A 24,347-nucleotide genomic window follows, 5' to 3' on the forward strand; every position below is an offset into this window, starting at 1 on the left:
GCAGTGGCCGCGTGGGCCACGAGGCATCCGCTGCTCGGGGTCAGTTCTGGATCGCGGTCTCCCCCGCAGCGAGCGGCGCGAACGGGATGTGCGCGCCGATCGTCGTGGGGCCGCCGACGGGGCTGTCGACGACGAGCATGCCCCGGAGGCCCTGCACGCGCTCCTCGAGGCCGGCGAGGCCGTGCCCGGCGGTGAGCGCTGCTCCGCCGCGGCCGTTGTCGGTCACCCAGAGGTCGAGCCAGTGTCCGGTCGCGCCGGTGTCGCGCGTCGAGACCGTCAGGCGGATGCCGCTCGCCTCGGCGTGCTTCACGGCGTTCGTGAGCAGTTCGGCGGCTAGGAAGTAGGCGTTGCGCTCGATCGACGCGGGCAGCGTCGCATCCGCCGGCAGGTCGATCTCGACCGTGACCGGAATCGGGCTGCGCGCCGCGACCGACTGCAGGGCGACGGCGAGCCCGCGGTCCTGCAGGATCGGCGGGGCGAATCCGCGCGAGAGCGCACGCAGTTCGTCGAGGGTCTCGCGAGCCTGATCGCGAGCCTCGCCGAGCAGTTCGCGCGCCGATTCGGGATCGCGCTCGAGCTTGCGCTCGATCGCGGCGAGGTCCATCTGCAGTCGCACGAGGCGCTGCTGCGGGCCGTCGTGGATGTCGCGCTCGAGGCGGCGGAGCGACGCGTCTTCAGCCTGCACTGCGGCGCCGCGCGACGCGTCGAGCTGTGCGACCTCGCGCTCGAGCGCCTCCGAGCGCCAGGCGCCGAGCACGCCCCGCGCGATGACGTCGTGCAGCAGGGTGAGGCCGCGGAACACGAACGGCAGCGTGGCGAGGAAGATCAGGCCGAGGATGAACTCGAACACCGCTTCGCCGACGCGCGGGTCGACGCTCAGCGTGTTGCCGGGGAACATCCAGTCGATGACGACGTCGTAGAGCCAGAAGTCCTGGTCGCCGCGGCCGTCGGGGATGTATCGCTGCCAGATCCACCCCGTCGTGCCGCCGAGGGCCGCGGAGGTCCATGCGATCGTGAGGCTCCACGAGACGATGCTGATGATCGGGTTGATCACCATGCCGTGCAGCAGGTACAGCCAGTAGTGGCCGTCGATGAACGGCGCGAACATCGTGCGCCAGAAGCCCTGCTCGCGGTTCTGGCGTTCCCAGACCGGCCGGGTGATCTCGGCGCGGCCCGCCCAGCGCAGCCGCACGAGCTCGAGGGTGCCGAAGCCGCGGGCGATGAAGAGCGACGCGACGAGGATGAAGATGCCGAAGACCAGTGCGATCAGGCCGAGGCCGGTGAAGAACGTCGTGGCGAGCACGACGAGCCCGGTGATGGCGATCGGCATCGTGAGGATGAGGAAGGCGAACTCCCGGGGCACCTTCGCCCACAGCGACCAGTAGCCGCGGCGCTTCGGCGCGGTCTCCGTGGTCGCGGCGGACGCCGGTGGCGTTGCGGCGATCGTGGTGTCAGTGCTCATGGTGGGTTCCTTCAGTAATCGTGGCATGCTGACCCGGCTCGACGACGGCGAATTGGCCCATCATCCCCTGGTCCTCGTGCCACAGCAGGTGACAGTGGTACATGTACGGCGTGTCGGAGTCGGCGTAGTCCTCGAACCGCATCAGCAGTTCGTACTTCTTCTCGGGCTCGGCGAAGATCGTGTCCTTCCACCCCGCGAGCTCGGGCGGCGGCGCGGCGCCGTCGATCGATGCGATGCGGAACTGCACGTCGTGCACGTGGAAGCTGTGCGGCAGTTGCGTGGCGTTGTCGACGATCCACCGCTCGAGCGTGTCGACGGTCACGGTCTCGTCGATGCGCCCCATGTCCATCGCCTCGCCGTTGATCTCGAAGCTGTCGTCGAGCGTGAACGTCCGGGTCATCGCGACGTCGGCCTCGTCGAAGTCGTCGATCGCGTTGAGCACGGCGGGCACCGGCGGGGCCGGGTCGAGCGTCTCCGCGGCGCGCACCTCGAGCACGTCGAGCGCGTCGCTGCCGCCGTTGGTGTCGGCGACCGGCCCGACGAGACCCGCGATCTCGGGAGTCATCTTCGACTGCAGCACGACGCGCTCGCCGGGCGAGACGCGCAGCAGCACCTCGGCGCGTTCGCCGGGCGAGAGCCGCACATGGTCGAGCGAGACGGATGCCTCGAGCAGGCCGCCGTCGGTCGCGATCAGCTCCACGGGGCGCGCATCGCTCCACGTGAAGGCGTAGGTGCGCGCGGTCGAGGCGTTCAGCAGTCGCAGGCGCACGAGTTCGTCGGCGACGTCGAGGTACGGGGCGCGAGTGCCGTTGACGATGAGCTCGTCGCCGAGCCCTCCGGCGTAGCCGCGTTGCTTCGACTCCTGCTCGCCGTCGGCGGAGAAGCCCGAGTCCTGCACGATGACGGGCACGTCGTCGACGCCGTACTCCGACGGCAGGCCGAGGGAGCGCTCGTGCTCGTCGTGCAGGATGAACATGCCCGCGAGACCTCTCGCGACATGGTCCTCGGTCTCGCCGTGCGGATGGGGGTGGTACCAGAGCGTCGCGGCCTGCTGGTCGATGTCCCACTCGGGCGACCACGAGGCATCCGCCGCCACCATCTGGTGCGGGCCGCCGTCCATCTCGGCCGGGAGGTGCATGCCGTGCCAGTGCACGGTCGTCGGCTCGTCGAGGGAGTTCGTCACGTCCACGCGCACGTGCTCGCCGCGCTCGGCGACGAGGGTCGGTCCGAGGTAGCTGCCGTTGAAGCCCCACGTGGCGCTCGGCTGCCCCGGCGTGAACTCGGTCGTGCCCGCCTGGGCATCGAGCGAGAAGACCCTCGTGCCGTCGGCGTCGACGGTGGACTCCGCGAGCGGCGGGATCGCGAGCGGCGTGCCGAAGTCGACCTTGCCCACGGTCGAGATCGGGCCGGGGCCGACGACGCCGCATCCGGCGAAGGCGATCGCCACGAGGCCGCCCGCGGCGACTGCGGCGAGCGCGGTGCCGAGCACGGCGCGGGGGCGACGGAGCGGAGGGGGGCGAAGGCGTGTGGCTGGCATGGTTCAAGCCTCGCGAGGGGCGCGAATCCGTCACAGCCGGTGCGCAGCCGAATCGGGGCGGGGGTTTTCCCCCGGTGCAGGGGCTGACACCCTCGCTGTCACGTCGCCGCGCGGTCAGCCCCCGCGCCGCGCCGCGCGCTCCGCGAACCGGTCGAGCGCGACGAGCACCTCGTCGGCGCGCCAGACCTGGCCCATCTTGTACTCGGTCTTCTGCTTCAGGATGCCGAGCTCTGCGAGCCTCCGCAGATGCGGGTAGATGTTCGTCGTGCCGATGCCGAGTCCCGCAGACGCCGTGGCTGCGGTGAAGACGGGTTGCCGGGCCGCGTAGTCGAGCACCCGCTCGAGCTGGGAGCCGCTGCGAGGCTTCGCGGTCTCGCGCCACTCGGCGGTCGTCTCGCGCAGCTGGGCGATGAGGGTCCGGGCGTTCCCGATGGCATCGTCACTGGCGATGGCCATCTGCTCGATGATCGGACCGATGTCGCCGGCCCGGTAGGCGACGAGCGCGTCGTGGTACGCGGTCACGTCGGTGAGGAGCCCTGCGGAGACCGGAACGGTGACGGAACGGGTGATGTCCTTGCCGCGGAGCATCGACTGCACGAGCGCTCGGCCGGTGCGGCCGTTGCCGTCGGTGAAGGGGTGGATGGTCTCGAACTGGGCGTGCGCGACGGCGATCTGGGCGAGAACGGGGAGGTCGTCCCTCCGGGCGAACGCCATGACGTCGTCCATGAGTCCCGGCACCCGCTCGTGCCGTGGGGCGACGAAGGCGGCACCGACGGGACTGCGTGCGCTCGTGCCGATCCACACGGGCTCGGTGCGCCACTCGCCCGGTGTGTGGTTCGTGCCGTCCATGAGCACTCGGTGCATCTTGCGCACTGACTCCGGGGTGAGCTCGTCGGCGAGCGCGAGGGCGGACTGCATCGCCCGGGTGTTCCCCACGATCTCGGTGGCGTTCCGCTTGCTCGTGTCGCCGATCTCCGCGGTCAGGATGGCCCGGGCGCTCGCGGAGAGGTGTTCGATCTGCGATGACGCTGCAGCTTCGGAGCGCAGCAGCAACGGCGCGAACCCCGTCATCTCGTCGTTCAGCGACGCGTCGAAGCGGATCAGCTCGTTCTCGGCCGCGCGCGCGAGCGCCGCGGTCTGGGAGCTCGGTCGGAGCGCACGCTCGGCGATCAGTGGCGGCACGGCAGCGTCGTAGGTTCGCGGCCGGGGGCTGTACCGCTCGAGCGCGGACGATTCGGCGTATCGGCTCTCCCAGTCGAGCGTCTCGGCCCCGATGGCCGGCCATGGCTCGAATGTGCTCATCGCTCTCCTCGCGCGGTTTCATACTCCGCTCGGCCCATTTTATGAGAAATGAGCCGAATTCATAAGAGCCGACGAGTATTTTATGAGATCGCTACTCGAGCGAGTGGGTGAAGCGACCGGCGAGCAGCGTGGCCGCGACCGGCATGGCTCGCAGTTCGTCGACGGATGCCGCGTACGGGTCGAGCTCGATCACGGCGAGGTCGGCCCGGCCGCCGGCGCGCACCACGGCGCCCTGCCCTCCGGTCGATGCGGCGAGCGCGGCGCGCACCTCGATCGCCTGCTCGGGATGCCACGGGTCGCGTCCGTCGCGGGTGCGACCCACCGCTGCGGCGATCGCGACCCAGGGGTCGAGCGGCGCGACCGGCGCATCGGAGCCGAGTGCGAGTTCGACGCCTGCCGCCGCGAGGTCGGCGAGCATGAAGGCCCGGTCGGTGCGCCCCGCCCAGTAGCGTTCGGCGACGTCGCGGTCGTCCATGGCGTGCTCGGGCTGCACGCTCGCGACGATGCCGAGCCGCGCGAAGCGGGCGAGATCGTCACGGCGCAGCAGCTGTGCGTGCTCGATCGAGCCGCGGCATCCGACCGCCTCGAACGCGTCGAGCACCCGGGAGTTCGCCTGGTCGCCGATGGCGTGCACCGCCGGGGTGATGCCCGCACCATGGGCACGGCGCATGAGGGGCACGAGCTCCTCGTACGGCACCGTCGCGAGCCCGTAGGGGTGGTCGCCCGGCCCCAGCCCGGGATACGGATCGAAGCACCACGCGGTACGGGTGTTGAGCGAGCCGTCGGTGATGACCTTGTAGCCGCCCACTGCGACGAGTCCGCCCGTGCCCGGCACGTCGTCGCCGGTGCGCAGCCCCTCGGCGATCGCCCGATCGAGGTGCTGCGTGTAGATGCCGAACGACACGCGCAGCACGTCGACGCCCGCTTCGACGCGGCGCACCCAGTCATCGCGGTTCCAGCGCATCTCGTACTCCGTGACGCCCACCACGCCGCGGCGGGCCGCCTGGCGCGCGGCGTCGGCGACCCAGCGGTCGAGCACGGCATCGGCCACGTCGTCGATCTCGCGCACGAGCCGGAAGCAGTCGTCTTCGCGGAGCACGCCGCCGGCGCCGGCGAGGTCGTCGCCCACTCCGTACCGCCGGAGCGCCGCCGAGTTCAGCCAGCAGGCGTGCAGGTCGGCCGAGACGAGCACCACCGGCACCTCGCCCGAGACGGCGTCGAGCGCCTCGCGCGTCGGCGCATCGGCCCAGAGCCCGTCGCGATAGCCGAAGCCGATCACCTCGCGGTCGCCGCGGGCGACGGATGCCTCGACGAGCGACGCGACCGCGGCGGCCGACTCGGCACCGGCGAGATCGAGTCGGCGCGAGACCATGGCCCACTGGGAGAAGTGCACGTGCCGGTCGTGGAGGCCCGGCACGACGAAGCGCCCGTCGAGTTCGAGACGACGGATGCCGCCGGGCGAGGTCTCCCCCGTCGGCGTCACCGCGACGACGCGGCCTCCGGCGAGGTGCAGGTCGACGACCCCGTCGGTGCCGGGCAGTCGCGCGCCGGCGAGGAGCACGGGCTCGGCGGCATCCGCTGCGCCCGCAGTCGCACCGAGTGGATTCGCCCCGCTCATGCCTGCGCCGCCCGCATCGCCTCGTGCGTGCGACGCATCTCCGCGGCGAGCGCGGGGCTCGCGTAGGGGCCGTCGCCCTCGAGTTCGGCGATGATGCGCTCCACGGTCTCGACGGGCTTGTTCTGGCTCATCTTGTTCTTCGCGACGTACCGCGTGATGGGAATGCGGAGGCCGACGGTGCCCGCGGCGATGCGATCGGCGTAGGCGGAGTTCTCGGCCGTGCCTCGCATGCGCCGCGGCTCGGGCATGGCGTCTTCGAAGTGGTCGACGAGCGCCTCCAGCACGCGCAGGTTCTCGTCGTCGGAGAGCAGCTCAGGCGTGCCGTACAGGTGGGCGGAGACGAAGTTCCAGGTCGGCACGGCGGGCTTCGCGTCGTACCACCCCGGCGAGATGTAGCCATGGGGGCCTTGCACGATGAACACGACCTCGTGGCGACCGAGCTCGTGCACGACCTCGTCGGGGCGGCCGACATGGGTGAGCAGCGCGATGCCGTCGGCGGTCTCGTCGAGCAGCACCGGGTAGTGGGAGGCCACGAGGCCCGAGGCATCCGTCATGCTGACGATCGTCATCCACGGGTGTTCGCGCACGAGGCGCTTCACCTCGTCGTCGCTCGCAAGGGTGAAGCTGGGGTTCTGGCGCATCGCGGCTCCTTCGGCGGATGTCTCGGGCGAGCCCGGCAGGTCGCGGTCAGGCCTGCCGAGGCTCGGTCAGGCCTGGCAGTAGGGGCACCAGTAGAGCTTCCGGGCGCCCATCTCCTCGAGCACGATGTTGGTGCCGCACACCCGGCAGGGCAGGCCCTCGCGCTTGTACACCCAGTGGCGGTCGTCGCGGCTGGCCATCGCAGCGCGGTACGCCTCGGGGTCGAGGTCGTCCATGGTCATCATCTGCCCGGTCTCGACGCCGATGCGCAGCAGCTTCGCCCAGTCGCGCCACAGGTGGCGCACGTGCTCTTCGGGCACGAGCCTGCCCGGCGTGTGCGGATTCTGCTTCGCCCGGAACAGCAGTTCGGCCCGGTAGACGTTGCCGATGCCCGCGACCACGTTCTGGTCCATGAGGAGCAGGCCGATCGGGGTGGCCTTCTTCAGGATCGTGCGGGTGAAGCGTTCTTCGGCCTCGGGTCCGTCGTCGAGCAGCGGATCGGGGCCGAGACGGCCGACCACGGCCTCGACCTGGGCGGGGTCGAGCACCTCGCAGGCGGTGGGGCCGCGCAGGTCGGCGCAGATCGTGTCGGTGAGGAGGCGCACCCGCACCTGCCCGATCGGCTCGGGCGGGAAGGTGTCGAGGCCGTTGGCGTCCTTCTCCTTCTCGGACTCCGACATGCGCAGGCGGGTCTTGCGGGGCGCGCCGATCGACTGCAGCGAGTTCTCGCCGGCCGAGTCGAAGACGACGGCGTCGGGGTTCGGGCGGTCGAGGAAGGTGCCGGCCTGGTTCGTCTGGCCCATGCGTCCGTTCGCCGAGGCGATCGTCGCATCCATCAGGATCTCGCCCGCGAAGTCCCACGCGCCGTACATGCCGAGGTGCACGCGCAGCCAGACGTCGCCCTCGAAGCCGAGGAACATCTGCTTGCCGACGGCCCGCGCGTCGGTCATGCGCCGACCGTCGATCTCGGCGGCGCCGGCGGCGAACCGGCCCTGCGGGCTCGAGGCGCGCACGACGTGCCCGACGAAGTTGCGTTCGAACTGCCGGGTGATGCGATGGACGGAGTGACCCTCGGGCACCCGACTACTCCGCCGGTGCCTCGACGTCGACGCCCTTGCCCGCGATGTCGCCCGTCGTCTCGTACTCGGCGAGCTGGGCGATGCGGCGCACGTGGCGCTCGTCGCCGGAGAACGGCTCGGCGATGAAGGCGTCGATGTAGCGGATCGCCTCTTCGACCGTGTGCTGGCGCGCACCGATCGAGATGACGTTGGCGTCGTTGTGCTCGCGCGCGAGGATCGCGGTGTCCATGCTCCACACGAGCGCCGCACGGATGCCGCGAACCTTGTTGGCCGCGATCTGCTCGCCGTTGCCCGATCCGCCGAACACGACGCCGAGCGCGCGAACGCCGGCAGCCTGGTCGCGGGCGACGCCGAGCGCCGCGTTGATGCAGAACGCCGGGTAGTCGTCGAGGGCGTCGTACTCCGCCGGGCCGTGGTCGACGACCTCGTGACCGCCGTTGGTCAGGTGATCGACGAGCGTGCGGCTGAATTCGAGGCCGGCGTGGTCGGTCGCGATGTGGATGCGCATGCGCCAAGTCTAGGGATTCGGCGCCCAGGTGAGCGCACGCCCGTGGGGCTGCGCCCAGGCCTGCTGCACCCCGTCGACGGCGAGCACGAGATCGCTGCTCTCGTTCGGCACGTCGTCGCGCACGCGGATGCCGCGGACCACGCTCCGCCCCTCGACCGAGAGCCATCGACCGGGCAGCTCGTCCACCTGCCGGACGAAGGCCTCGCGGCCGGCCGCGTCGAGGTACATGAGCACCGCCGTGTGGAAGACGACGAGCGTGGCATCGGAGGGTGCGGCTGCGGCGAGCGCGGCGAGTCGCTCGTTGAGGTCGCCGCCGACGAGCTTCGGCGGGGTCCGGGCGGCGATCCGGGCGGCGGCCCTGAGCCGGGCCCGGCGATCGTCGTGCTCGGGCCAGACCAGGGCGTCGAGCCAGTCGACGTCGGCGGGCGAGCGCACGTCGAGCGGGTGCAGGTCGATGCCCGCGCGCCACACGACCTCGGGCATGGCTGCGGGAATGGGCGGCGGCACGTCGCCGCGCAGCGTGCAGTCGAGCACGACCTCGCTCGGGCCGTCGACGGGGTCGAGCTGCCCATGCCCCGAATAGCGGTAGCTGTACCGGTCGGGATAGAGGCAGAGGCCGGCGGATGCTCCGACCTCGAGCAGCGCGATCGGGCCCTCGATGCCGCCGAGCACGGGCAGGTGCAGCGCGCACCGGGCGGCCTCGTTGGTCTGGGTCGCGTGCGTCGACGCCACGTCGCGCACCTCGCCCCAGTGCTCGGCGAGCCATGCGGCGAACTCGGGGTAGCCGCCGCTCGGAGCGCCGAGCAGGCGCGCGGCCGAGAAGACGAGGTTCGGCTGCCGCTTCTGCGGCGGCAGCTCGTCGATGAGCGCGAGCACCGCGGCATCCGTCGCCACTCCCGCCGCCCAGGCCTCGTAGGTGGCGGACATGCCGTGCGCCTCGACCTCGGCGAACGATCGGTACCGGTCGGCGGTCGGTGCCGAGGCATCGGTGCTGGTGCTCATGGCGTCACGCTACTCCGGCGACGAACGCAACCGGCGCAGAGCGGCACACAGGTGATCGGGGGTTGCGGCCCGTAGAATCGCTGGATGCCCTCCGACGACTCCGCCTCCGTCAGCGCGCCCACGATCGACGCGCGCGATCTCGAGACGACGCTGCGGGTGCTGGCCACGCTCAGCGAGCTCGACCAGGACGACCCCGACTTCGAGACCGTGCGCCACGCGACGGCGAAGATGTTCAAGGCGGTCAAGGTCGCCCGCCGGCTCGAGAAGCGCCGCGTCATCCAGGATGCCGACCGCGCAGTGATCGCCGCGACGGCGACGGGCGCACCGACCCGCATCGACGACGAGACCCGCGGCGCCGACCTCGTGAGCGGCACCGACGCGCGCACCGCGGGCGAGCTGCAGGTGGCGCGCCCCTGCTACATCTGCAAGCAGCGCTACACCCTCGTCGACGCGTTCTACCACCAGCTCTGCCCGAGCTGCGCGGCCATGAGCCACGCCAAGCGCGACGCACGCACCGACCTCACGGGCAAGCGCGCCCTGCTCACCGGCGGTCGCGCGAAGATCGGCATGTACATCGCACTGCGCCTGCTGCGCGATGGCGCGCACACCACGATCACGACCCGGTTCCCGCGCGATGCCGCCCGCCGGTTCGCCGCGATGCCCGACGCCGGCGACTGGCTGCACCGCCTGAAGATCGTCGGCATCGACCTGCGCGACCCCGCACAGGTCATCGCGCTCGCCGACGACGTCGCGGCGCAGGGCTCCCTCGACATCCTCATTAACAACGCGGCGCAGACCGTGCGCCGCTCCCCCGGTTCGTACTCGCCCCTCGTCGAGGCCGAGTCCTCGCCATTGCCCGACGGCCCGATGCCCGAGCTCGTGAGCTTCGGCCACACGAACGACGCGCACCCGCTCGCGCTCGCCGACTCCGTGTCGAGCCACCCGGTGCTCACCTCGGGCCTCTTCGCCGGCACGATGACGGCCGACGACCTCACGGCCCTCGCCCTCGCCCCCGGTTCGAGCTCGCTCGCGAAGCTCGCCGACCGCACCGCGATCGACGCCGGCGGCCTGGTGCCCGACCTGCACCACGAGAACAGCTGGAGCGCGGCCGTGCAAGACGTGGATCCGCTCGAGATGCTCGAGGTGCAGCTCTGCAACACGACGGCCCCCTTCATCCTCGTGAGCCGCCTGCGGGCATCATTGGCCGCTTCGGAGGCCCGTCGCACCTATGTCGTCAACGTCTCGGCGATGGAGGGCGTGTTCAGCCGCGGCTACAAGGGCCCGGGGCATCCGCACACCAACATGGCGAAGGCCGCGATGAACATGCTCACGCGCACGAGCGCGAAGGAGATGCTCGCCGACGGCATCCTCATGACGAGCGTCGACACGGGATGGATCACCGACGAGCGGCCGCACCCGACGAAGGTCCGGCTCGCCGAGGAGGGCTTCCACGCGCCGCTCGACCTCGTCGACGGCGCCGCGCGGGTGTACGACCCGATCGTGCGCGGCGAGGCCGGCGAAGACGTCACCGGCGTGTTCCTGAAGGACTACGCGCGCGCCGACTGGTGATGACGCGGCCTCCTCGCCGAACCGCGTTCCTGAAGGACTCAGCGCGCGGCGACTGGTGACGCCACGGTCTCCTCGCCGAGAGGGGCCGCGTTCTGGGGGCGGCGGGCTCGACGACGCCGACAGTAGGCTCGCGAGCACCAACCGGGGAGGCGAGGGCGCATGCTGGTCGTGATCGTGTGCGGCATCCTGCTGCTCTTCGGCATCGTGCTCTCCGTGATCTGGTCGGGCGAGCGTCTCCAACCCCCGCCGATCCCGCACACGCTCGCCACCGCGAACAGCGGGTCGCCCCAGCGGTCCCCGCGGCTCGCGGTGCACACCGACGGCGTTCGCCTCTTCCTCTGGTGGGCGGCCGTGTTCACGGCGATCGGCACGGCATCGGGGCTGCTCATCACCGGAGCGGGCGGGCGCCTGATCATGCGACTCCTCGCCGCGGCCTCTCCGGAGGCGACCGGGGGCATCACCGAGGCGCAAGCGGATGTCGGCGAGATCACCGTCGACGGCACGATCTCGTACCTCGTTTTCGGCGCACTGCCCGCCTCGGTGCTCTCGGCCGCCCTGTTCCTGCTCGTCGCGCCGTGGCTGCCGCGCGGTCGCCTCGCGGGTCCGAGCTTCGGCGCGCTGCTGCTCGTCACGCTCGCGCCGTTCCTCGATCCGCTTCGCGCCGACAACTTCGATTTCAACTTCGTCGGTCCCGGATGGCTCGCGGTGATCGCCTTCTCGCTGCTCGCCCTGCTGCAGGGCTCCTTCCTCGCCGCGTTCGCCGGCCGTCTCAGCCGCAGCCTTCCGCTCGTCACGCGCGAGCGGTGGATCGGCCCCGCGGCGCCGCTCGCCCCGGCCGTCGTCCTCTTCCCCCTGGGCATCGTCATCGCCGTCGGTGCGCTCGTCGCCTTCGCGATCCCGCGGGCACTGCCGTGGTTCCTCGCCGTCCGTGCCTCGAGGCAGGGCGTCATCACTGGCCGGATCCTCCTCGCCGTCGCCGTGGTCGCCTCGCTGCCGTTCTTCCTCGCAGCGGTCGTCTCCATCGTCACGCGCTGAGCCGCGGCATCCGTTCGCCGCATGATCGCCGTGCGATCGCCGCACGTCCGTGACCCCGGGCCGCCCGAGAGCTAGGCTGATGCACGTTGCCTGCGGCCACGAGCCGCGTCGATGACTGCCGAAGGAGCAGACGTGCCCGGAGAGAACCTCACCCGAATCGAAGCCGAGGAGCGCGCTGCGCTCGTCTCGGTGCGCGACTACGACGTCGTGCTCGATGTCACCACAGGGCCGGAGGTGTTCCGCAGCCAGACGACCGTGCGATTCACCGCCACCGCAGGTGCGTCGACGTTCATCGACGCCATCACGGCGGCCGTGCACTCGGTCACCCTGAACGGCGTCGAACTCGACCCCGCCGAGGTGAGCGACGGCGTGCGCATCCAGCTGCCGAACCTCGCCGCCGAGAACGAACTCGTCGTCGTCGCCGACGGCCGCTACATGAACACCGGCGAGGGCCTGCACCGCTTCGTCGACCCCGCCGACGGCGAGGTCTACCTCTACACCCAGTTCGAGGTGCCCGACTCGCGCCGCATGTTCGCCGTGTTCGAGCAGCCCGACCTGAAGGCCGAGTTCAGGTTCACGGTCACCGCGCCGTCGCACTGGCAGGTCATCTCGAACCAGCCGACCCCCGAGCCCGAGCTGCACCCCTCGGGCCGCCGCGCCGACGACGTCTCGACGGCCACGTGGGCGTTCGAGCCCACCCCGCGCATGTCGAGCTACATCACCGCGCTCATCGCCGGCCCCTACGACGTCGTGCGCGACGAGCTCACGAGCTCCGACGGGCGGGTCATCCCCCTCGGCGTGTTCAGCCGCAAGAGCCTCTCGCAGTACCTCGACGCCGACTACATCTTCGAGAAGACGAAGCAGGGCTTCGAGTACTTCGAGTCGAAGTTCGACGTGCCCTACCCGTTCACGAAGTACGACCAGCTCTTCGTGCCCGAGTACAACGCCGGTGCGATGGAGAACGCGGGCGCGGTGACCTTCACCGAGGTCTACGTCTTCCGCTCGAAGGTCACCGACGCGATCAAGGAGCGCCGGGTCGTCACGATCCTGCACGAGCTCGCCCACATGTGGTTCGGCGACCTCGTCACCATGAAGTGGTGGAACGACCTGTGGCTGAACGAGTCGTTCGCCGAGTGGGCGTCGACGATCGCCACCGCCGAGGCCACCGAGTGGCACCACGCGTGGACGACCTTCAACTCGATGGAGAAGAGCTGGGCGTACCGTCAGGACCAGCTGCCGTCGACCCACCCGATCGTCGCCGAGATCCGCGACCTCGAGGACGTGCTCGTCAACTTCGACGGCATCACCTACGCCAAGGGCGGGTCGGTGCTGAAGCAGCTGGCCGCCTGGGTCGGCATCGAGGCGTTCTTCACCGGCGTCTCGGCGTACTTCAAGAAGCACGCCTGGGGCAACACGACCCTCTCCGACCTCCTCTCCGAGCTCGAGGTCGCGAGCGGCCGCGACCTGTCGGCCTGGTCGAAGCTCTGGCTCGAGACCGCGGGCGTCAACACGCTGCGCCCCGAGATCGCGACCGATGATTCGGGCACGATCACCTCGTTCACCGTGCTGCAGTCGGCGCACCCCGACTACCCGACGATCCGCCCGCACCGCGCCGCGATCGGCTTCTACAACCTCGTCGACGGCGCGCTCGTGCGCGAGCACCGCGTCGAGCTCGACATCGACGGCGAGCGCACGGATGTCGCGGAGCTCGTCGGCCTCGCGCGCCCCGACCTCGTGCTCCTGAACGACGACGACCTCGCCTACGCGAAGATCCGCCTCGACGAGGCGTCGCAGCAGGTCGCGATCGCCAACCTGTCGAAGATCGAGGACCCGCTCGCGCGCGCCCTCGTCTGGAGCTCGGTGTGGGACGCCGTTCGCGACGCCGAGACGAGCGCGAGCGACTACCTCGAGCTCGTGCTCGGCAACATCGCGAGCGAGACCGAGTCGACGACGCTGCGCATCATCCTCGCGAACGCGCAGCTCGCGGCGAGCTCGTACGTCGCCCCCGAGCACCGTTCCGACGCGCGCCGTGCGCTCGCCGACGGATTCTGGCAGCTCGCGCAGCAGGCCGCGGCCGGCAGCGACGCCCAGTTCCAGTTCGTGAAGGCGTTCGCCTCGATCGCCGAAGCCGGGTCGCACGTCGACGCCCTCGCGGGGCTCTTCGACGGCTCGATCACGCTCGACGGCCTCGACATCGACACCGACCTCGGCTGGGAGCTGCTCATCGCGCTCGTCGCCGCAGGCCGCGCGGGCGATGCGGAGATCGACGCCCGCCTCGAGTCGGACAAGACCGCCACGGGTCAGGAGTCGGCCGCGCACGCCCGCGCTGCGACGCCGACCGCCGAGGGCAAGCAGCGTGCGTGGGCGTCGGTCATCGACGTCGACACGGCGACGAACTCGGTCGTGCGCACCACGGCGACCGGCTTCGTGCGCGCCGACGACCAGTCGCTGCTGGCGCCGTTCATCGAGCGGTACTTCGGCATGCTCGACGGCATCTGGAAGCGCCGCAGCTACGCGATCGCCGAGAAGCTCGTCGACCTGCTCTACCCGGCGCCGCTCGCCAACCGCGAGCTCGTCGACGCGAGCCACGCCTGGCTCGCCGCGAACGCCGACGCTGCGCCCGCGCTGCGCCGCCTCGTCGTCGAGAACGTCGCCGGCGTCGAGCGTGCGCTCGCCGCGCAGGCGCGCGACGCGCAGTAGCACCTCCGCACGACCGCTCAGGGCGGGTCGAGTGGTACTTCGGTACCACCTCGGCCCGCCCTGAACCATTCTCAAGACGGATGTCCCGCGCTCGCCCGATCCCTAGCCTTGAAGCATGATCACGGCAGAAGGGCTCGTCAAGCGCTACGGCGCGAAGACCGCCGTCAACGACATCAGTTTCACCGTCCGGCCCGGTCAGGTCACCGGATTCCTCGGGCCGAACGGCGCGGGCAAGTCGACCACGATGCGCATGATCGTCGGGCTCGACCGTCCGAGCGCCGGTCACGTGACGGTCAACGGCAAGCCGTACGCCGCGCACCGCGCACCCCTGCACGAGGTCGGCGCCCTCCTCGACGCCAAGGCCGTGCACACCGGCCGGACCGCCTACAACCACCTGTTGGCGATGGCGGCGACGCACGGCATCGGTGCGAGCCGGGTGCGCGAGGTCATCGAGCTCACCGGGCTCGAGTCCGTCGCCCGCAAGCGGGTCGGCGGCTTCTCGCTCGGCATGGGCCAGCGCCTCGGCATCGCCGCAGCCATGCTCGGCGACCCGTCGACGCTCATCCTCGACGAGCCGGTCAACGGCCTCGACCCCGAGGGGGTGCTGTGGGTGCGCCAGTTCGTACGCCACCTCGCCTCCGAGGGCCGCACGATCTTCCTCTCCTCGCACCTCATGAGCGAGATGGCACTCACCGCCGATCACCTCATCGTGCTCGGCCGCGGTGAGATCATCGCCGACGCCCCGGTCGCCGACATCATCGCCGGCGGCACGCGTCCCCGCGTCCTCGTGCGCTCCCCGCACTCCTCCCAGCTCGCCGACCTGCTCGCCGCGCCCGACGTCGCGGTGATCCGCTCCGAGGCCGGCGTGCTCGAGGTCACGGGCGTCGCGGCACCCGGCATCGGCGACCTCGCCGCACAGCACGGGCTCGCGATCCACGAACTCACCCCGCTCAGCGCGTCGCTCGAAGAGGCCTACATGGCCCTGACCGCCGACGCCGTCGAATACCGCACGGAGGCAGTCCGATGACCACGACCACCCCGCCGCTGGCGCACCCGTCGCAGCGCGCTCGCTCCACCTCGCTGTCGTTCGGCGGCGTCCTCCGCTCCGAGTGGATCAAGCTCCGCAGCCTCCGCTCGACCACGTGGTCGTACCTCATCGTCATCGCGATCTCGCTCGGCATGGCGCTCGTCATGTCGCTCAGCATGGCCAGCGGCCTGAACGGCGGTGTGGATGCCTCGGCCATGCCGGCCGCCGACCAGGTCTCGCTCGTCGTGCAGTCCTCGGTGTTCGGCGTCTTCTTCGGTCAACTCGTCGCCGGTGTGCTCGGCGTGCTCGTCATCAGCGGCGAGTACTCGACGGGCATGATCCGTTCGACGCTCACGGCCGTGCCGAAGCGACTGCCGGCCCTCGCGGCCAAGGCCGTCGTGCTGTTCGTCGCCACGTTCGTCATCGGGCTCCTCGCCAACATCGGCGCGTTCTTCGTCTCCTCGGTGGTCTTCGCGGGCATCGACGTCTCGGCGAGCATCGCCGACTCCGCGGTGTTCCTGCCGCTCCTCGGCGGCGCGCTCTACCTCGCGCTCGTCGCGGTGTTCGCGCTCGGTGTCGGCACCATGATCCGCAGCAGCGCGGGCGGCATCGCCACCGTGCTCGGCCTCCTCCTGCTCCTGCCGATGGTGCTGCAGATGATCCCCGCCGAGTGGGCGCACGACCTCATCCCGTACCTGCTCTCGAGCGCGGGCATGAACCTGTTCACCTCGACGACGGCGGAGCCCACCGCCGACGGGTTCGGCGTCTGGCTGAACCTCCTCATCGTGCTGGCGTGGGTGGGGGCATCCATCGCCGGCGCCGCGGTGCTCCTGAAGCGACGGGACGCGTAGAGTCCAGTCCATGACGGAAGCACCCATCTCCCCCGGCTACCCGGCTTCGGTAGTCGGGGGAGAACTTCGTCTACCGAAGCCTCCTGGCGTCGTGCGCCAGTTCTGGGCGCGGCATCCGTGGCTCACGGACTCGTTGATCACCGCGCTGTACTTCGTGCCGACGTTCTTCGGATCCATCGCCACACTGTTCGTCTCGGATCCGCCGCCCGCGTGGATCGCCGTCGCGCAACTCGTCGCCATCGCGGTGGCGGCCGCCGCGATCCTGCTGTTCCGCCGCCGCCGACCCTGGCTGCTCGTCATCATCGCCTGGCTCGTCTGCCTCGTGGTCTACCCCTTCGGGTCGACCGACGTGCTGCCGATGCTGCTCGCGCTCTACGCCCTCGCCGTCTACGGCTCGACGCGCTCCGCCTGGATCGGGTTCGCCGGCTCGACGGTCGTCGCGACCGCCTCCTCCTACATCGCCGTCTGGGCGCACGCCGACGACACGGTGGCGCCGTTCGGCGCGAACGCACCGGCATCCGCTTCGCAGTTCACGGTGCTGCTGCTGATCGCGACCCTCATCGGCGTGACCGTCGGCAACCGGCGCCGCTACCTGAACGCCCTCATCGCGCGAGCGCACGACCTCGCCCGCGAACGCGACCAGCAGGCCCAGCTCGCGACCGCGCTCGAACGCTCGCGCATCGCCCGAGAGATGCACGACATCGTCTCGCACAGCCTCACCGTGATGGTGACCCTCGCCGACGGTTCGGCGGCGACAGCGGGGCGCGACCCGGAGCGCGCGGCCGAGGCGATGCAGCTCGTGGCCGAGACCGGTCGTGCCGCCCTCGTCGACATGCGCCGCATGCTCGGCGTGCTCGCCGAACCCGACGAGACGACGACCTGCCCCGACGAGCTCGCTCCGCAACCGGGCACGGCGGCGCTGCCGGAGCTCGTGGAGCGATTCCGGGCCGCCGGTCTGCCGGTGCAGCTGACGACCGTCGGGCCGGCGATCGTCGACCCGAACCTGCAGCTGACGGTCTATCGCATCGTGCAGGAGGGGCTCACCAACGCACTGCGGTACGCCGCGACCGCGCATCGCGTCGACGTCAGCGTCGAGCACGCCGACGACACGGTGCGCGTCGACGTCATCGACGATGCCGCCGTCGCATCGACGTCGGAGCTCGGCAGCGGCGGCAAGGGGCTCGTCGGCATGCGCGAACGGGTCGCCCTCTACGGCGGCACGCTCGAGGCCGGACCGGGCAGCACACGGGGCTGGCGACTGCACGCCGAACTCCAGGCCGAAGAGGCCGCACCGTCCACGCCGACCACGCCCGCCGCAGACGACCCAGAGGACCCCGCATGAGCACCGCATCATCCCCCATCCGCGTCGCGATCGCCGATGACCAGGCGCTCGTGCGCACCGGGCTCCGCATGGTGCTCGAATCCGAGCCCGACCTCGTCGTCGTCGGTGAGGCCGCAGACGGGCGCGGCGCGATCGCACTCGTCGACTCGCTCGAGGTCGACGTCATGCTCATGGACGTGCGGATGCCCGACATCGACGGCATCGCCGCCACCGAGGCGATCGCCAGCGGAGACCGGGCCACACGGGTGCTCGTGCTGACGACCTTCGATCTCGACGAGTACGCGTTCGCCGCGATCCGTGCGGGAGCGAGCGGCTTCCTGCTGAAGGACTCGCGGCCCGCCGAACTCGTCGGAGCGATTCGCACGGTGCACGCCGGCGAGGCGGCGCTCGCACCCCGCGTCACGCGCCGGATGATCGAGCTCTTCGCCGGCGAGCTCCCCGGCTCCGCCGCGCCGAGCGACGCCCCAGGGCTCGACTCGCTGACTCCCCGCGAGCGGGAGATCCTGATCGCCATCGCCGAGGGCCGCAGCAACCCCGAGATCGCCGAGCAGTTCTTCCTCTCGGAGTCGACGGTGAAGACCCATGTCGGCCGGGTCCTGCAGAAGCTCGACGCGCGGGACCGCGTGCAGCTCGTGATCTACGCCTACGAGCACGGGCTGCTCCCCATGCCCGGCTCATCGTGAGTCAGTAGGCTGACGGGGCACACGAACCCCACGGAGGCCCCTGCATGCCCGCTGCCGACCTGACCCGAATCGAAGCCGAACAGCGCGCCCGGGTCGTGCGTTCACCGCGCTACGACATCCGCCTCGACCTGTCGGGGGCGGGCGAGACGTTCCGCAGCGAGACGCTCGTCTCGTTCGAAGCCGAGCCGGGCGCCTCGACCTTCATCGAGGCGTGCACGACCGAGGTGCACGAGGTCACCCTGAACGGCAGCCCGCTCGACGCGGCCGTCGTCAGCGACGGCACGCGCATCCGCCTCGACGGCCTCGCCGGCACCAACGAACTGCGCGTCGTCTCGACGGCCGCGTACACGAACACCGGCGAGGGCCTGCACCGCTTCGTCGACCCCGTCGACGGAGCGACCTACCTCTACACCGAGTTCGCCGTCGCCGAGGCGAACCGGGTCTTCGCGGTCTTCGACCAGCCCGACCTGAAGGCCTCGTTCACCTTCACGATCACCGCGCCCGCGGCGTGGACGGTGCTGAGCAATGCCGCCACGCCCGGGCCGGTGCCGGCCACGCGAGTCGCGACCGGTGCGGCCGATGACGGCGCGCCCGATGCCGTCTCGACGTGGTCGTTCGCGCCCGGCCCGGTCATCTCGAGCTACATCGTCGCGATCATCGCCGGTCCGTACGCCGCGTGGCACGGCAGCGCGCGCAGCGTCGACGGCCGCGACATCCCGCTCGGTGTGCTGACCCGCGCCTCGCTCGCGCGGTACGCCGAACCCGAGGTCATGTTCGAACTGGTGCAGGCCGGCCTGGGGTTCTACGAGACGGCATTCGGGGTGCCCTACCCCTACGGGAAGTACGACCAGATCTTCGTGCCCGAGTACAACTGGGGCGCCATGGAGAACGTCGGCGCGGTCACCTTCAACGAGGCCTACCTGTTCCGCTCGCGGGTCTCCGATGCTCGCCGCGAGCAGCGCGCGATCGTCGTGCTGCACGAGCTCTCGCACATGTGGTTCGGCAACTCCGTCACGATGAAGTGGTGGAACGACCTCTGGCTGAACGAGTCGTTCGCCACATGGGCCTCGACCCTCGCCACCGCGGCGGTCACCGAGTTCACCGGTGTCTGGGCGACGTTCGCGAGCGATGAGAAGACGCACGCCGCCGAGCAGGACCAGCTGCCGTCGACGCATCCCATCGTCGCCGAGATCGCGAACCTCGCCGATGTCGAGGTCAACTTCGACGCGATCACCTACGACAAGGGTGCGTCGGTGCTGAAGCAGCTCGTCGCGTGGGTCGGGCTCGACGCCTTCCAGCGCGGCGTCGGCGCGTACCTCACGGCCCACGCCGGCGGCAACGCGACGCTCCGCGACCTGCTCGACGAGCTCGAGTCGGCGAGCGGACGCGACCTCACGCGCTGGTCGGCGCTCTGGCTCGAGACGGCCGGCGTCAACACGCTGCGCGCCGTGATCGAGACGGATGCATCGGGCACGATCACCGCCGCACGCGTCGAGCAGAGCGCCGCACCGGGTCATCCGACGCTGCGCCCCCATCGACTCGCGCTCGGCTGCTACGAGCTCGGCGAGACCGGTCTCGCGCGCACGCACCGCATCGAACTCGACATCGACGGCGCCGTGACCGAGGTGCCCGAGCTCGTCGGGCTCGACCGCCCCGACCTGCTGCTCGTGAACGACGACGACCTCACGTATGCGAAGGTGCGACTCGACCCCGGCTCCTTCCGCACGGCGATCGACCACCTTCCGAAGCTCTCCGACCCGGTCTCGCGCGCCGTCGTGCTCGGCTCGGCGTGGGACGCGCTGCGCGACGCCGAGGTGCCGACGATCGACTTCGTGCGCCTCGTCATCGGCAGCATCGGGCACGAGACGCAGTCGGCCGCCCGCGGCCTCGCGCTCGCCCGCCTCGAACTCGCGATCGGCCGCTACCTCGCAGACGAGCATCGCACCCAGGTCGCCGCGGAGGCCGGCGACGCCATCTGGGCGCTCGCCGAGCTCGCCGAGCCGGGCTCGGACACCCAGCTGCAGTTCATCAAGGGATTCACCCGCATCGCCTCGACCGCGGCGCACGCCGACGTGCTCGGCAGCCTGCTCGACGGCTCGATCAAGCTCGCGGGGCTCGAGATCGACCTCGACCTGCACTGGGAGCTCGTGATCGCACGAGCCACGCTCGGTGCGGCAGCCGACGAAGAGATCGACGAGGCGCTCGCGAGCGACGACACCGCCAAGGGCCGGCTCCTCGCCGAGACCGCACGAGCCGCCCGCCCCGATCAGGCGGTCAAGGATGCCGCGTGGCGGCGCGTCGCGACTGACGCCGCATTGTCGAACGACCTCGCGCGCGCGATCGCCGACGGCTGGCAGCGCACCGCGCAACCCGAGCTGCTGGCATCGACCGCGACGGAGTACTTCGCCGGGCTGCAGCGAGTCTGGGCCGACCGGAGCTTCACGATGGCCTCGCTCATCGTGAAGCGGCTGTACCCGGCACCCCTCGTCTCCCCCGAGCTCGCGGCGATGACCCGAGCGTGGCTCGAGGCGAACCAGACCCCGGCACCGCTGCACCGACTGGTCTCCGAACAGCTCGACGAGCTCGAGCGGGCGCTCGCCGCGCAGGCGCGCGATGCCAGCGAGCTCTCGGGTGCGGCTCAGTAGACTTTCACACCATGTTCGGTTTTGAAGATCCAGGTCCCACGCCGGTCAGCGGTGACTTCTGGGCGGGCATCGTCGACTACTGGGTCGGCAACTGGGATGTCGTGCTCGGCAATCTCATCTCGATCATCTTCATCATCGTCTTCGCCCTCCTGATCCGCTGGGTGCTGCACTTCGTCATCGAGCGCATCGTCAAGCAGGTCGTCACCGGCGTCAAGAAGAAGCAGGACGTCACCGACACCCAGGCGCTCCAGGCCTCACCGCTGGCCGCCGTGCGACTCGTGCAGCGCACGCGCACGCTCGGCACGGTGCTCACGAACATCGTCAACGTCACGCTGTTCATCGTGGTCGTGCTGCTCATCGTCAACACGATCAATCCGACGATCCTGAGCTCGTTCGCCCTGCTCACCGCGGCCCTCGGCGCGGGGCTCGGCTTCGGCGCGCAGAACATCGTCAAGGACGCACTGAACGGCATCTTCATGGTCGTCGAGGACCAGCTCGGCGTCGGCGACGTCGTCGACCTCGGCCCGGCGACCGGCATCGTCGAAGAGGTGCGCATCCGCGTCACGAAGATCCGCGACGTCAACGGCACCCTCTGGTTCGTCCGCAACGGCGAGGTACTCCGCGTCGGCAACATGTCGCAGGGCTGGGCGCGCGTGATCGTCGATCTCGCGGTGCCGTACGACGTCGATGTCGACGAGGTCGAGGCGACGCTGCTGCGCACGGCCACCGAGATGGCCCAGTCCACCAAGTGGCGCTCGCGCGTGCTCGAGAAGCCCGAGGTCTGGGGCCTGGAGTCGATCACGGCCGAGGCGCTCGTCATCCGCGTGGTCATGAAGGTGCGCTCCTCCGCGAAGGACGACGTGGCTCGGGAGCTCCGCATGCGGCTCAAGCACGCACTCGACGAGATGGACGTGAAGCTCCCGAGCCTCAACAGCGTCGTGCTGGCCGGGTTCGAGGGCGCCACCCGGGTCAAGGGCGCGAGGCCGCCCAAGACGACCCCGAACGCCGTCGTCGCCGCGGGTGACACCGGAGCCGCCGCGGCCCGCGCAGCCGTGAAGAAGCCGCGCGCACCCCGCGCACCCCGCACACCGAAGCCGCCGGCATCCCCGGCCGGAGGAGCATCATGAGCGAGCAGCTGCCCGTCGAGGCATCCGGCCCCCCTCGGCCCGCGAACGTGCCGCTGCGCGGCACCGAGCACGGCTCGGCGCTCGGGCCGTCGTTCTACGAGACCGTCGGCGGGCGGCCGACGTTCGAGCGGCTCGTCGCGGAGTTCTACCGCGGCGTCGCCGACGACCCCGTGCTGAAGCCCATGTACCCCGAGGAGGATCTCGGCCCCGCCGCCGAGCGCCTCACGATGTTCCTCGAGCAGTACTGGGGCGGCCCCGGCACCTACAGCGAGCAGCGCGGCCACCCGCGGCTGCGCATGCGGCACCAGCCGTTCAAGGTGAACCCCGACGCCCGCGACCGCTGGCTCCTCCACATGCGCGCAGCGGTCGACTCGCTCGAACTGCCGCCACTCGCGGAGGAGACTCTGTGGGATTATCTCCAGCGAGCCGCGTACGCGATGGTCAACACGTTCGACGAGTAGCAGCACCCGCCCGACCGCCCCCCACCCGAACCCCACGCACCACCCGAGACGAAGGAGTCCTTGTGGCAGCCTCCCCCGCCCCCGCCGCACCCGAACGCACGCAGAAGCCCGCCGACGCGATCGTCGTCGGCGCCGGCCTCTCCGGCCTCGTCGCCGCAGCCGAGCTCGTCGACGCCGGCAAGCGCGTCGTGATCGTCGACCAGGAGCCGGCAGCGAGCCTCGGCGGCCAGGCGCACTGGTCGTTCGGCGGGCTCTTCCTCGTCGACTCGCCCGAGCAGCGCCGCATGGGCGTGAAGGACTCGCTCGAGCTCGCGAAGCAGGACTGGGACGGCACCGCCGGGTTCGACCGCGACGACGAAGACGACTGGGGGCGGCGCTGGGCCGATGCCTACGTCGAGTTCGCCGCAGGTGAGAAGCGCGCCTGGCTGCACGAGAAGGGCGTGCGCTTCTTCCCGATCGTCGGCTGGGCCGAACGCGGCGGCTACAACGCCATCGGGCACGGCAACTCGGTGCCGCGATTCCACATCACGTGGGGCACCGGCCCCGGCGTGCTCGCGCCGTTCATCGCCAAGGTGAAGGCGGGCGAGGCGGCCGGACTCGTCGAGTTCCGTCACCGCCACCGCGTCGACGAGCTCATCGTCGAAGACGGTGCCGTCGTCGGCATCCGCGGCGCCGAGCTCGCGCCCGACGGCGCAGGCCGCGGCGAGCCCTCGAACCGCGACGTCGTCGGCGAGTTCGAGCTGCGCGCACCCGCCGTCGTCGTCGCCTCGGGCGGCATCGGCGGCAACCACGACCTCGTGCGCGCCGCCTGGCCCGAGCGTCTCGGCACTCCCCCCGAGCACATGCTCTCCGGCGTGCCGGCCCACGTCGACGGACGCATGCTCGGCATCGCCGAGGCATCCGGCGCTCGGCTCGTCAACGGCGACCGCATGTGGCATTACACCGAGGGCATCACCAACTGGGACCCGATCTGGCCGAAGCACGGCATCCGCATCCTGCCCGGCCCGTCGTCGCTCTGGTTCGATGCGACGGGCAAGCGGCTGCCGGTGCCGCTCTTCCCCGGCTTCGACACGCTCGGCACGCTCGAACACCTCATGACGACCGGCCACGACCACTCGTGGTTCGTGCTCACCCAGAAGATCATCGAGAAGGAGTTCGCGCTCTCGGGCAGCGAGCAGAACCCCGACCTCACCGGCAAGGACCTGAAGCTCTTGGCGCAGCGCCTCGGCTCCGGCGCGCCCGGACCGGTCGAGGCCTTCAAGGAGCACGGCGTCGACTTCGTGGTCGCCGACACGCTCGACGAACTCCTCGACGGCATGCGCGCCCTCTCGCCCGAGGCCGAGCTCGACACCGCGAACATCGAACGCGAGATCCTCGCACGTGATCGCGAGGTCGACAACGAGTTCACGAAGGACCTGCAGCTCACGGCCGTGCGCGGCGCCCGGAACTACCGCGGCGACAAGCTCATCCGGGTGGCGACGCCGCACCAGATCCTCGACCCGAAGGCCGGGCCGCTCATCGCGGTGAAGCTGCACATCCTCACGCGCAAGAGCCTCGGCGGCATCCAGACCGACCTCGACTCCCGCGCGCTCGGCGCCGACGGCTCACCGGTTCCCGGGCTCTACGCCGTCGGCGAGGCATCCGGATTCGGCGGCGGCGGCGTGCACGGCTACCGCGCGCTCGAGGGCACCTTCCTCGGCGGCTGCCTCTTCACCGGCCGGGCGGCCGGGCGGGCGATCGCCCGGGGCTGACCCGTGCGG

Annotated in this window: 19 protein-coding genes; 11 read left to right on the plus strand and 8 right to left on the minus strand. The window is 70.8% G+C overall.

Translation table 11 applies throughout. The features are described from left to right. Positions 1-40: 40 nt before the first annotated feature. The 8 genes from ACFTQE_RS00730 to ACFTQE_RS00765 all read right to left on the minus strand — a co-directional run bounded on the left by ACFTQE_RS00730 (position 41) and on the right by ACFTQE_RS00765 (position 9,147). Positions 41-1,462 carry a sensor histidine kinase gene (locus ACFTQE_RS00730; RefSeq protein ID WP_376923269.1) on the minus strand — a complete coding sequence of 474 codons (1,422 nt, stop codon included), beginning with the start codon at positions 1,460-1,462 and terminating at the stop codon, positions 41-43. Next, positions 1,452-2,999 (minus strand): multicopper oxidase family protein, encoded by a 1,548-nt coding sequence (locus ACFTQE_RS00735; RefSeq protein ID WP_376923270.1) that lies wholly within the window; start codon positions 2,997-2,999, stop codon positions 1,452-1,454. Before ACFTQE_RS00735 ends, ACFTQE_RS00730 begins: the two co-directional genes overlap by 11 nt. Before the next feature lie 114 nt (positions 3,000-3,113). After that, positions 3,114-4,301 carry a Fic family protein gene (locus ACFTQE_RS00740; RefSeq protein ID WP_376923271.1) on the minus strand — a complete coding sequence of 396 codons (1,188 nt, stop codon included), beginning with the start codon at positions 4,299-4,301 and terminating at the stop codon, positions 3,114-3,116. A gap of 91 nt (positions 4,302-4,392) precedes the next feature. Then, a complete protein-coding gene (locus tag ACFTQE_RS00745; RefSeq protein WP_376923272.1) occupies positions 4,393-5,919 on the minus strand; it encodes an amidohydrolase in 1,527 nt (508 codons plus the stop codon). Continuing rightward, a complete protein-coding gene (locus ACFTQE_RS00750; RefSeq protein ID WP_376923273.1) occupies positions 5,916-6,560 on the minus strand; it encodes an FMN-binding negative transcriptional regulator in 645 nt (214 codons plus the stop codon). The genes ACFTQE_RS00745 and ACFTQE_RS00750 overlap by 4 nt, the downstream gene beginning before the upstream one ends. Positions 6,561-6,626: 66 nt before the next feature. Beyond that, positions 6,627-7,637 carry an Fpg/Nei family DNA glycosylase gene (locus ACFTQE_RS00755; RefSeq protein ID WP_376923274.1) on the minus strand — a complete coding sequence of 337 codons (1,011 nt, stop codon included), beginning with the start codon at positions 7,635-7,637 and terminating at the stop codon, positions 6,627-6,629. Between the two features lie 4 nt (positions 7,638-7,641). Beyond that, a complete protein-coding gene (locus ACFTQE_RS00760) occupies positions 7,642-8,145 on the minus strand; it encodes a ribose-5-phosphate isomerase (RefSeq protein WP_375833524.1) in 504 nt (167 codons plus the stop codon). Between the two features lie 9 nt (positions 8,146-8,154). Next, positions 8,155-9,147, minus strand: coding sequence for a DUF2332 domain-containing protein (locus ACFTQE_RS00765; RefSeq protein ID WP_376923275.1), 993 nt, complete (start codon positions 9,145-9,147; stop codon positions 8,155-8,157). 84 nt (positions 9,148-9,231) lie between these two features. Here ACFTQE_RS00765 and ACFTQE_RS00770 point away from each other — a divergent pair, with 84 nt between their 5' ends. From ACFTQE_RS00770 to ACFTQE_RS00820, 11 genes are all read left to right on the plus strand, one after another. Then, the gene (locus ACFTQE_RS00770; RefSeq protein ID WP_376923276.1) at positions 9,232-10,716 is read left to right on the plus strand and encodes an SDR family NAD(P)-dependent oxidoreductase; all 1,485 of its coding nucleotides are present in this window, start codon (positions 9,232-9,234) and stop codon (positions 10,714-10,716) included. A 159-nt stretch (positions 10,717-10,875) separates the two neighbouring features. Continuing rightward, complete coding sequence (locus ACFTQE_RS00775; protein ID WP_376923277.1) at positions 10,876-11,751, plus strand: hypothetical protein; 876 nt, start codon at positions 10,876-10,878, stop codon at positions 11,749-11,751. A gap of 132 nt (positions 11,752-11,883) precedes the next feature. Further along, a complete protein-coding gene (gene pepN / locus ACFTQE_RS00780) occupies positions 11,884-14,451 on the plus strand; it encodes an aminopeptidase N (RefSeq protein WP_376923278.1) in 2,568 nt (855 codons plus the stop codon). A gap of 115 nt (positions 14,452-14,566) precedes the next feature. Further along, positions 14,567-15,478, plus strand: a complete 912-nt coding sequence (locus ACFTQE_RS00785; RefSeq protein ID WP_376923279.1) for an ABC transporter ATP-binding protein — start codon at positions 14,567-14,569, stop codon at positions 15,476-15,478. Next, positions 15,475-16,329 (plus strand): ABC transporter permease, encoded by an 855-nt coding sequence (locus ACFTQE_RS00790; protein ID WP_376923280.1) that lies wholly within the window; start codon positions 15,475-15,477, stop codon positions 16,327-16,329. Before ACFTQE_RS00785 ends, ACFTQE_RS00790 begins: the two co-directional genes overlap by 4 nt. Before the next feature lie 10 nt (positions 16,330-16,339). Continuing rightward, positions 16,340-17,671, plus strand: coding sequence for a sensor histidine kinase (locus ACFTQE_RS00795; protein WP_376923281.1), 1,332 nt, complete (start codon positions 16,340-16,342; stop codon positions 17,669-17,671). Then, on the plus strand, positions 17,668-18,354 hold the full coding sequence (locus ACFTQE_RS00800) for a response regulator (protein WP_376923282.1): 687 nt from the start codon (positions 17,668-17,670) through the stop codon (positions 18,352-18,354). Before ACFTQE_RS00795 ends, ACFTQE_RS00800 begins: the two co-directional genes overlap by 4 nt. Positions 18,355-18,398: 44 nt before the next feature. After that, positions 18,399-20,999 (plus strand): aminopeptidase N, encoded by a 2,601-nt coding sequence (gene pepN / locus ACFTQE_RS00805; RefSeq protein WP_376923283.1) that lies wholly within the window; start codon positions 18,399-18,401, stop codon positions 20,997-20,999. Positions 21,000-21,010: 11 nt separating this feature from the next. Beyond that, positions 21,011-22,126, plus strand: a complete 1,116-nt coding sequence (locus ACFTQE_RS00810; protein ID WP_376923284.1) for a mechanosensitive ion channel family protein — start codon at positions 21,011-21,013, stop codon at positions 22,124-22,126. Next, positions 22,123-22,587, plus strand: a complete 465-nt coding sequence (locus tag ACFTQE_RS00815; RefSeq protein ID WP_376923285.1) for a globin — start codon at positions 22,123-22,125, stop codon at positions 22,585-22,587. The genes ACFTQE_RS00810 and ACFTQE_RS00815 overlap by 4 nt, the downstream gene beginning before the upstream one ends. Before the next feature lie 62 nt (positions 22,588-22,649). Continuing rightward, positions 22,650-24,338, plus strand: a complete 1,689-nt coding sequence (locus ACFTQE_RS00820; protein ID WP_376923286.1) for an FAD-binding dehydrogenase — start codon at positions 22,650-22,652, stop codon at positions 24,336-24,338. Positions 24,339-24,347 lie beyond the last annotated feature (9 nt).

The organism is Agromyces sp. NPDC056965 (assembly GCF_042673425.1).
Taxonomy (GTDB): Bacteria; Actinomycetota; Actinomycetes; order Actinomycetales; family Microbacteriaceae; genus Agromyces.

Bases quoted from the DNA above. Each gene is read 5' to 3' on its own strand.
- ACFTQE_RS00735 (WP_376923270.1), bottom strand. From the start codon at position 2,999: ATGCCAGCCACACGCCTTCGCCCCCCTCCGCTCCGTCGCCCCCGCGCC.
- ACFTQE_RS00795 (WP_376923281.1), top strand. From the start codon at position 16,340: ATGACGGAAGCACCCATCTCCCCCGGCTACCCGGCTTCGGTAGTCGGG.
- ACFTQE_RS00730 (WP_376923269.1), bottom strand. From the start codon at position 1,462: ATGAGCACTGACACCACGATCGCCGCAACGCCACCGGCGTCCGCCGCG.
- ACFTQE_RS00785 (WP_376923279.1), top strand. From the start codon at position 14,567: ATGATCACGGCAGAAGGGCTCGTCAAGCGCTACGGCGCGAAGACCGCC.
- ACFTQE_RS00750 (WP_376923273.1), bottom strand. From the start codon at position 6,560: ATGCGCCAGAACCCCAGCTTCACCCTTGCGAGCGACGACGAGGTGAAG.
- pepN (WP_376923283.1), top strand. From the start codon at position 18,399: ATGCCCGCTGCCGACCTGACCCGAATCGAAGCCGAACAGCGCGCCCGG.
- ACFTQE_RS00790 (WP_376923280.1), top strand. From the start codon at position 15,475: ATGACCACGACCACCCCGCCGCTGGCGCACCCGTCGCAGCGCGCTCGC.
- ACFTQE_RS00775 (WP_376923277.1), top strand. From the start codon at position 10,876: ATGCTGGTCGTGATCGTGTGCGGCATCCTGCTGCTCTTCGGCATCGTG.
- ACFTQE_RS00745 (WP_376923272.1), bottom strand. From the start codon at position 5,919: ATGAGCGGGGCGAATCCACTCGGTGCGACTGCGGGCGCAGCGGATGCC.
- ACFTQE_RS00740 (WP_376923271.1), bottom strand. From the start codon at position 4,301: ATGAGCACATTCGAGCCATGGCCGGCCATCGGGGCCGAGACGCTCGAC.
- ACFTQE_RS00800 (WP_376923282.1), top strand. From the start codon at position 17,668: ATGAGCACCGCATCATCCCCCATCCGCGTCGCGATCGCCGATGACCAG.
- ACFTQE_RS00815 (WP_376923285.1), top strand. From the start codon at position 22,123: ATGAGCGAGCAGCTGCCCGTCGAGGCATCCGGCCCCCCTCGGCCCGCG.
- ACFTQE_RS00770 (WP_376923276.1), top strand. From the start codon at position 9,232: ATGCCCTCCGACGACTCCGCCTCCGTCAGCGCGCCCACGATCGACGCG.
- ACFTQE_RS00760 (WP_375833524.1), bottom strand. From the start codon at position 8,145: ATGCGCATCCACATCGCGACCGACCACGCCGGCCTCGAATTCAGCCGC.
- ACFTQE_RS00810 (WP_376923284.1), top strand. From the start codon at position 21,011: ATGTTCGGTTTTGAAGATCCAGGTCCCACGCCGGTCAGCGGTGACTTC.
- ACFTQE_RS00765 (WP_376923275.1), bottom strand. From the start codon at position 9,147: ATGAGCACCAGCACCGATGCCTCGGCACCGACCGCCGACCGGTACCGA.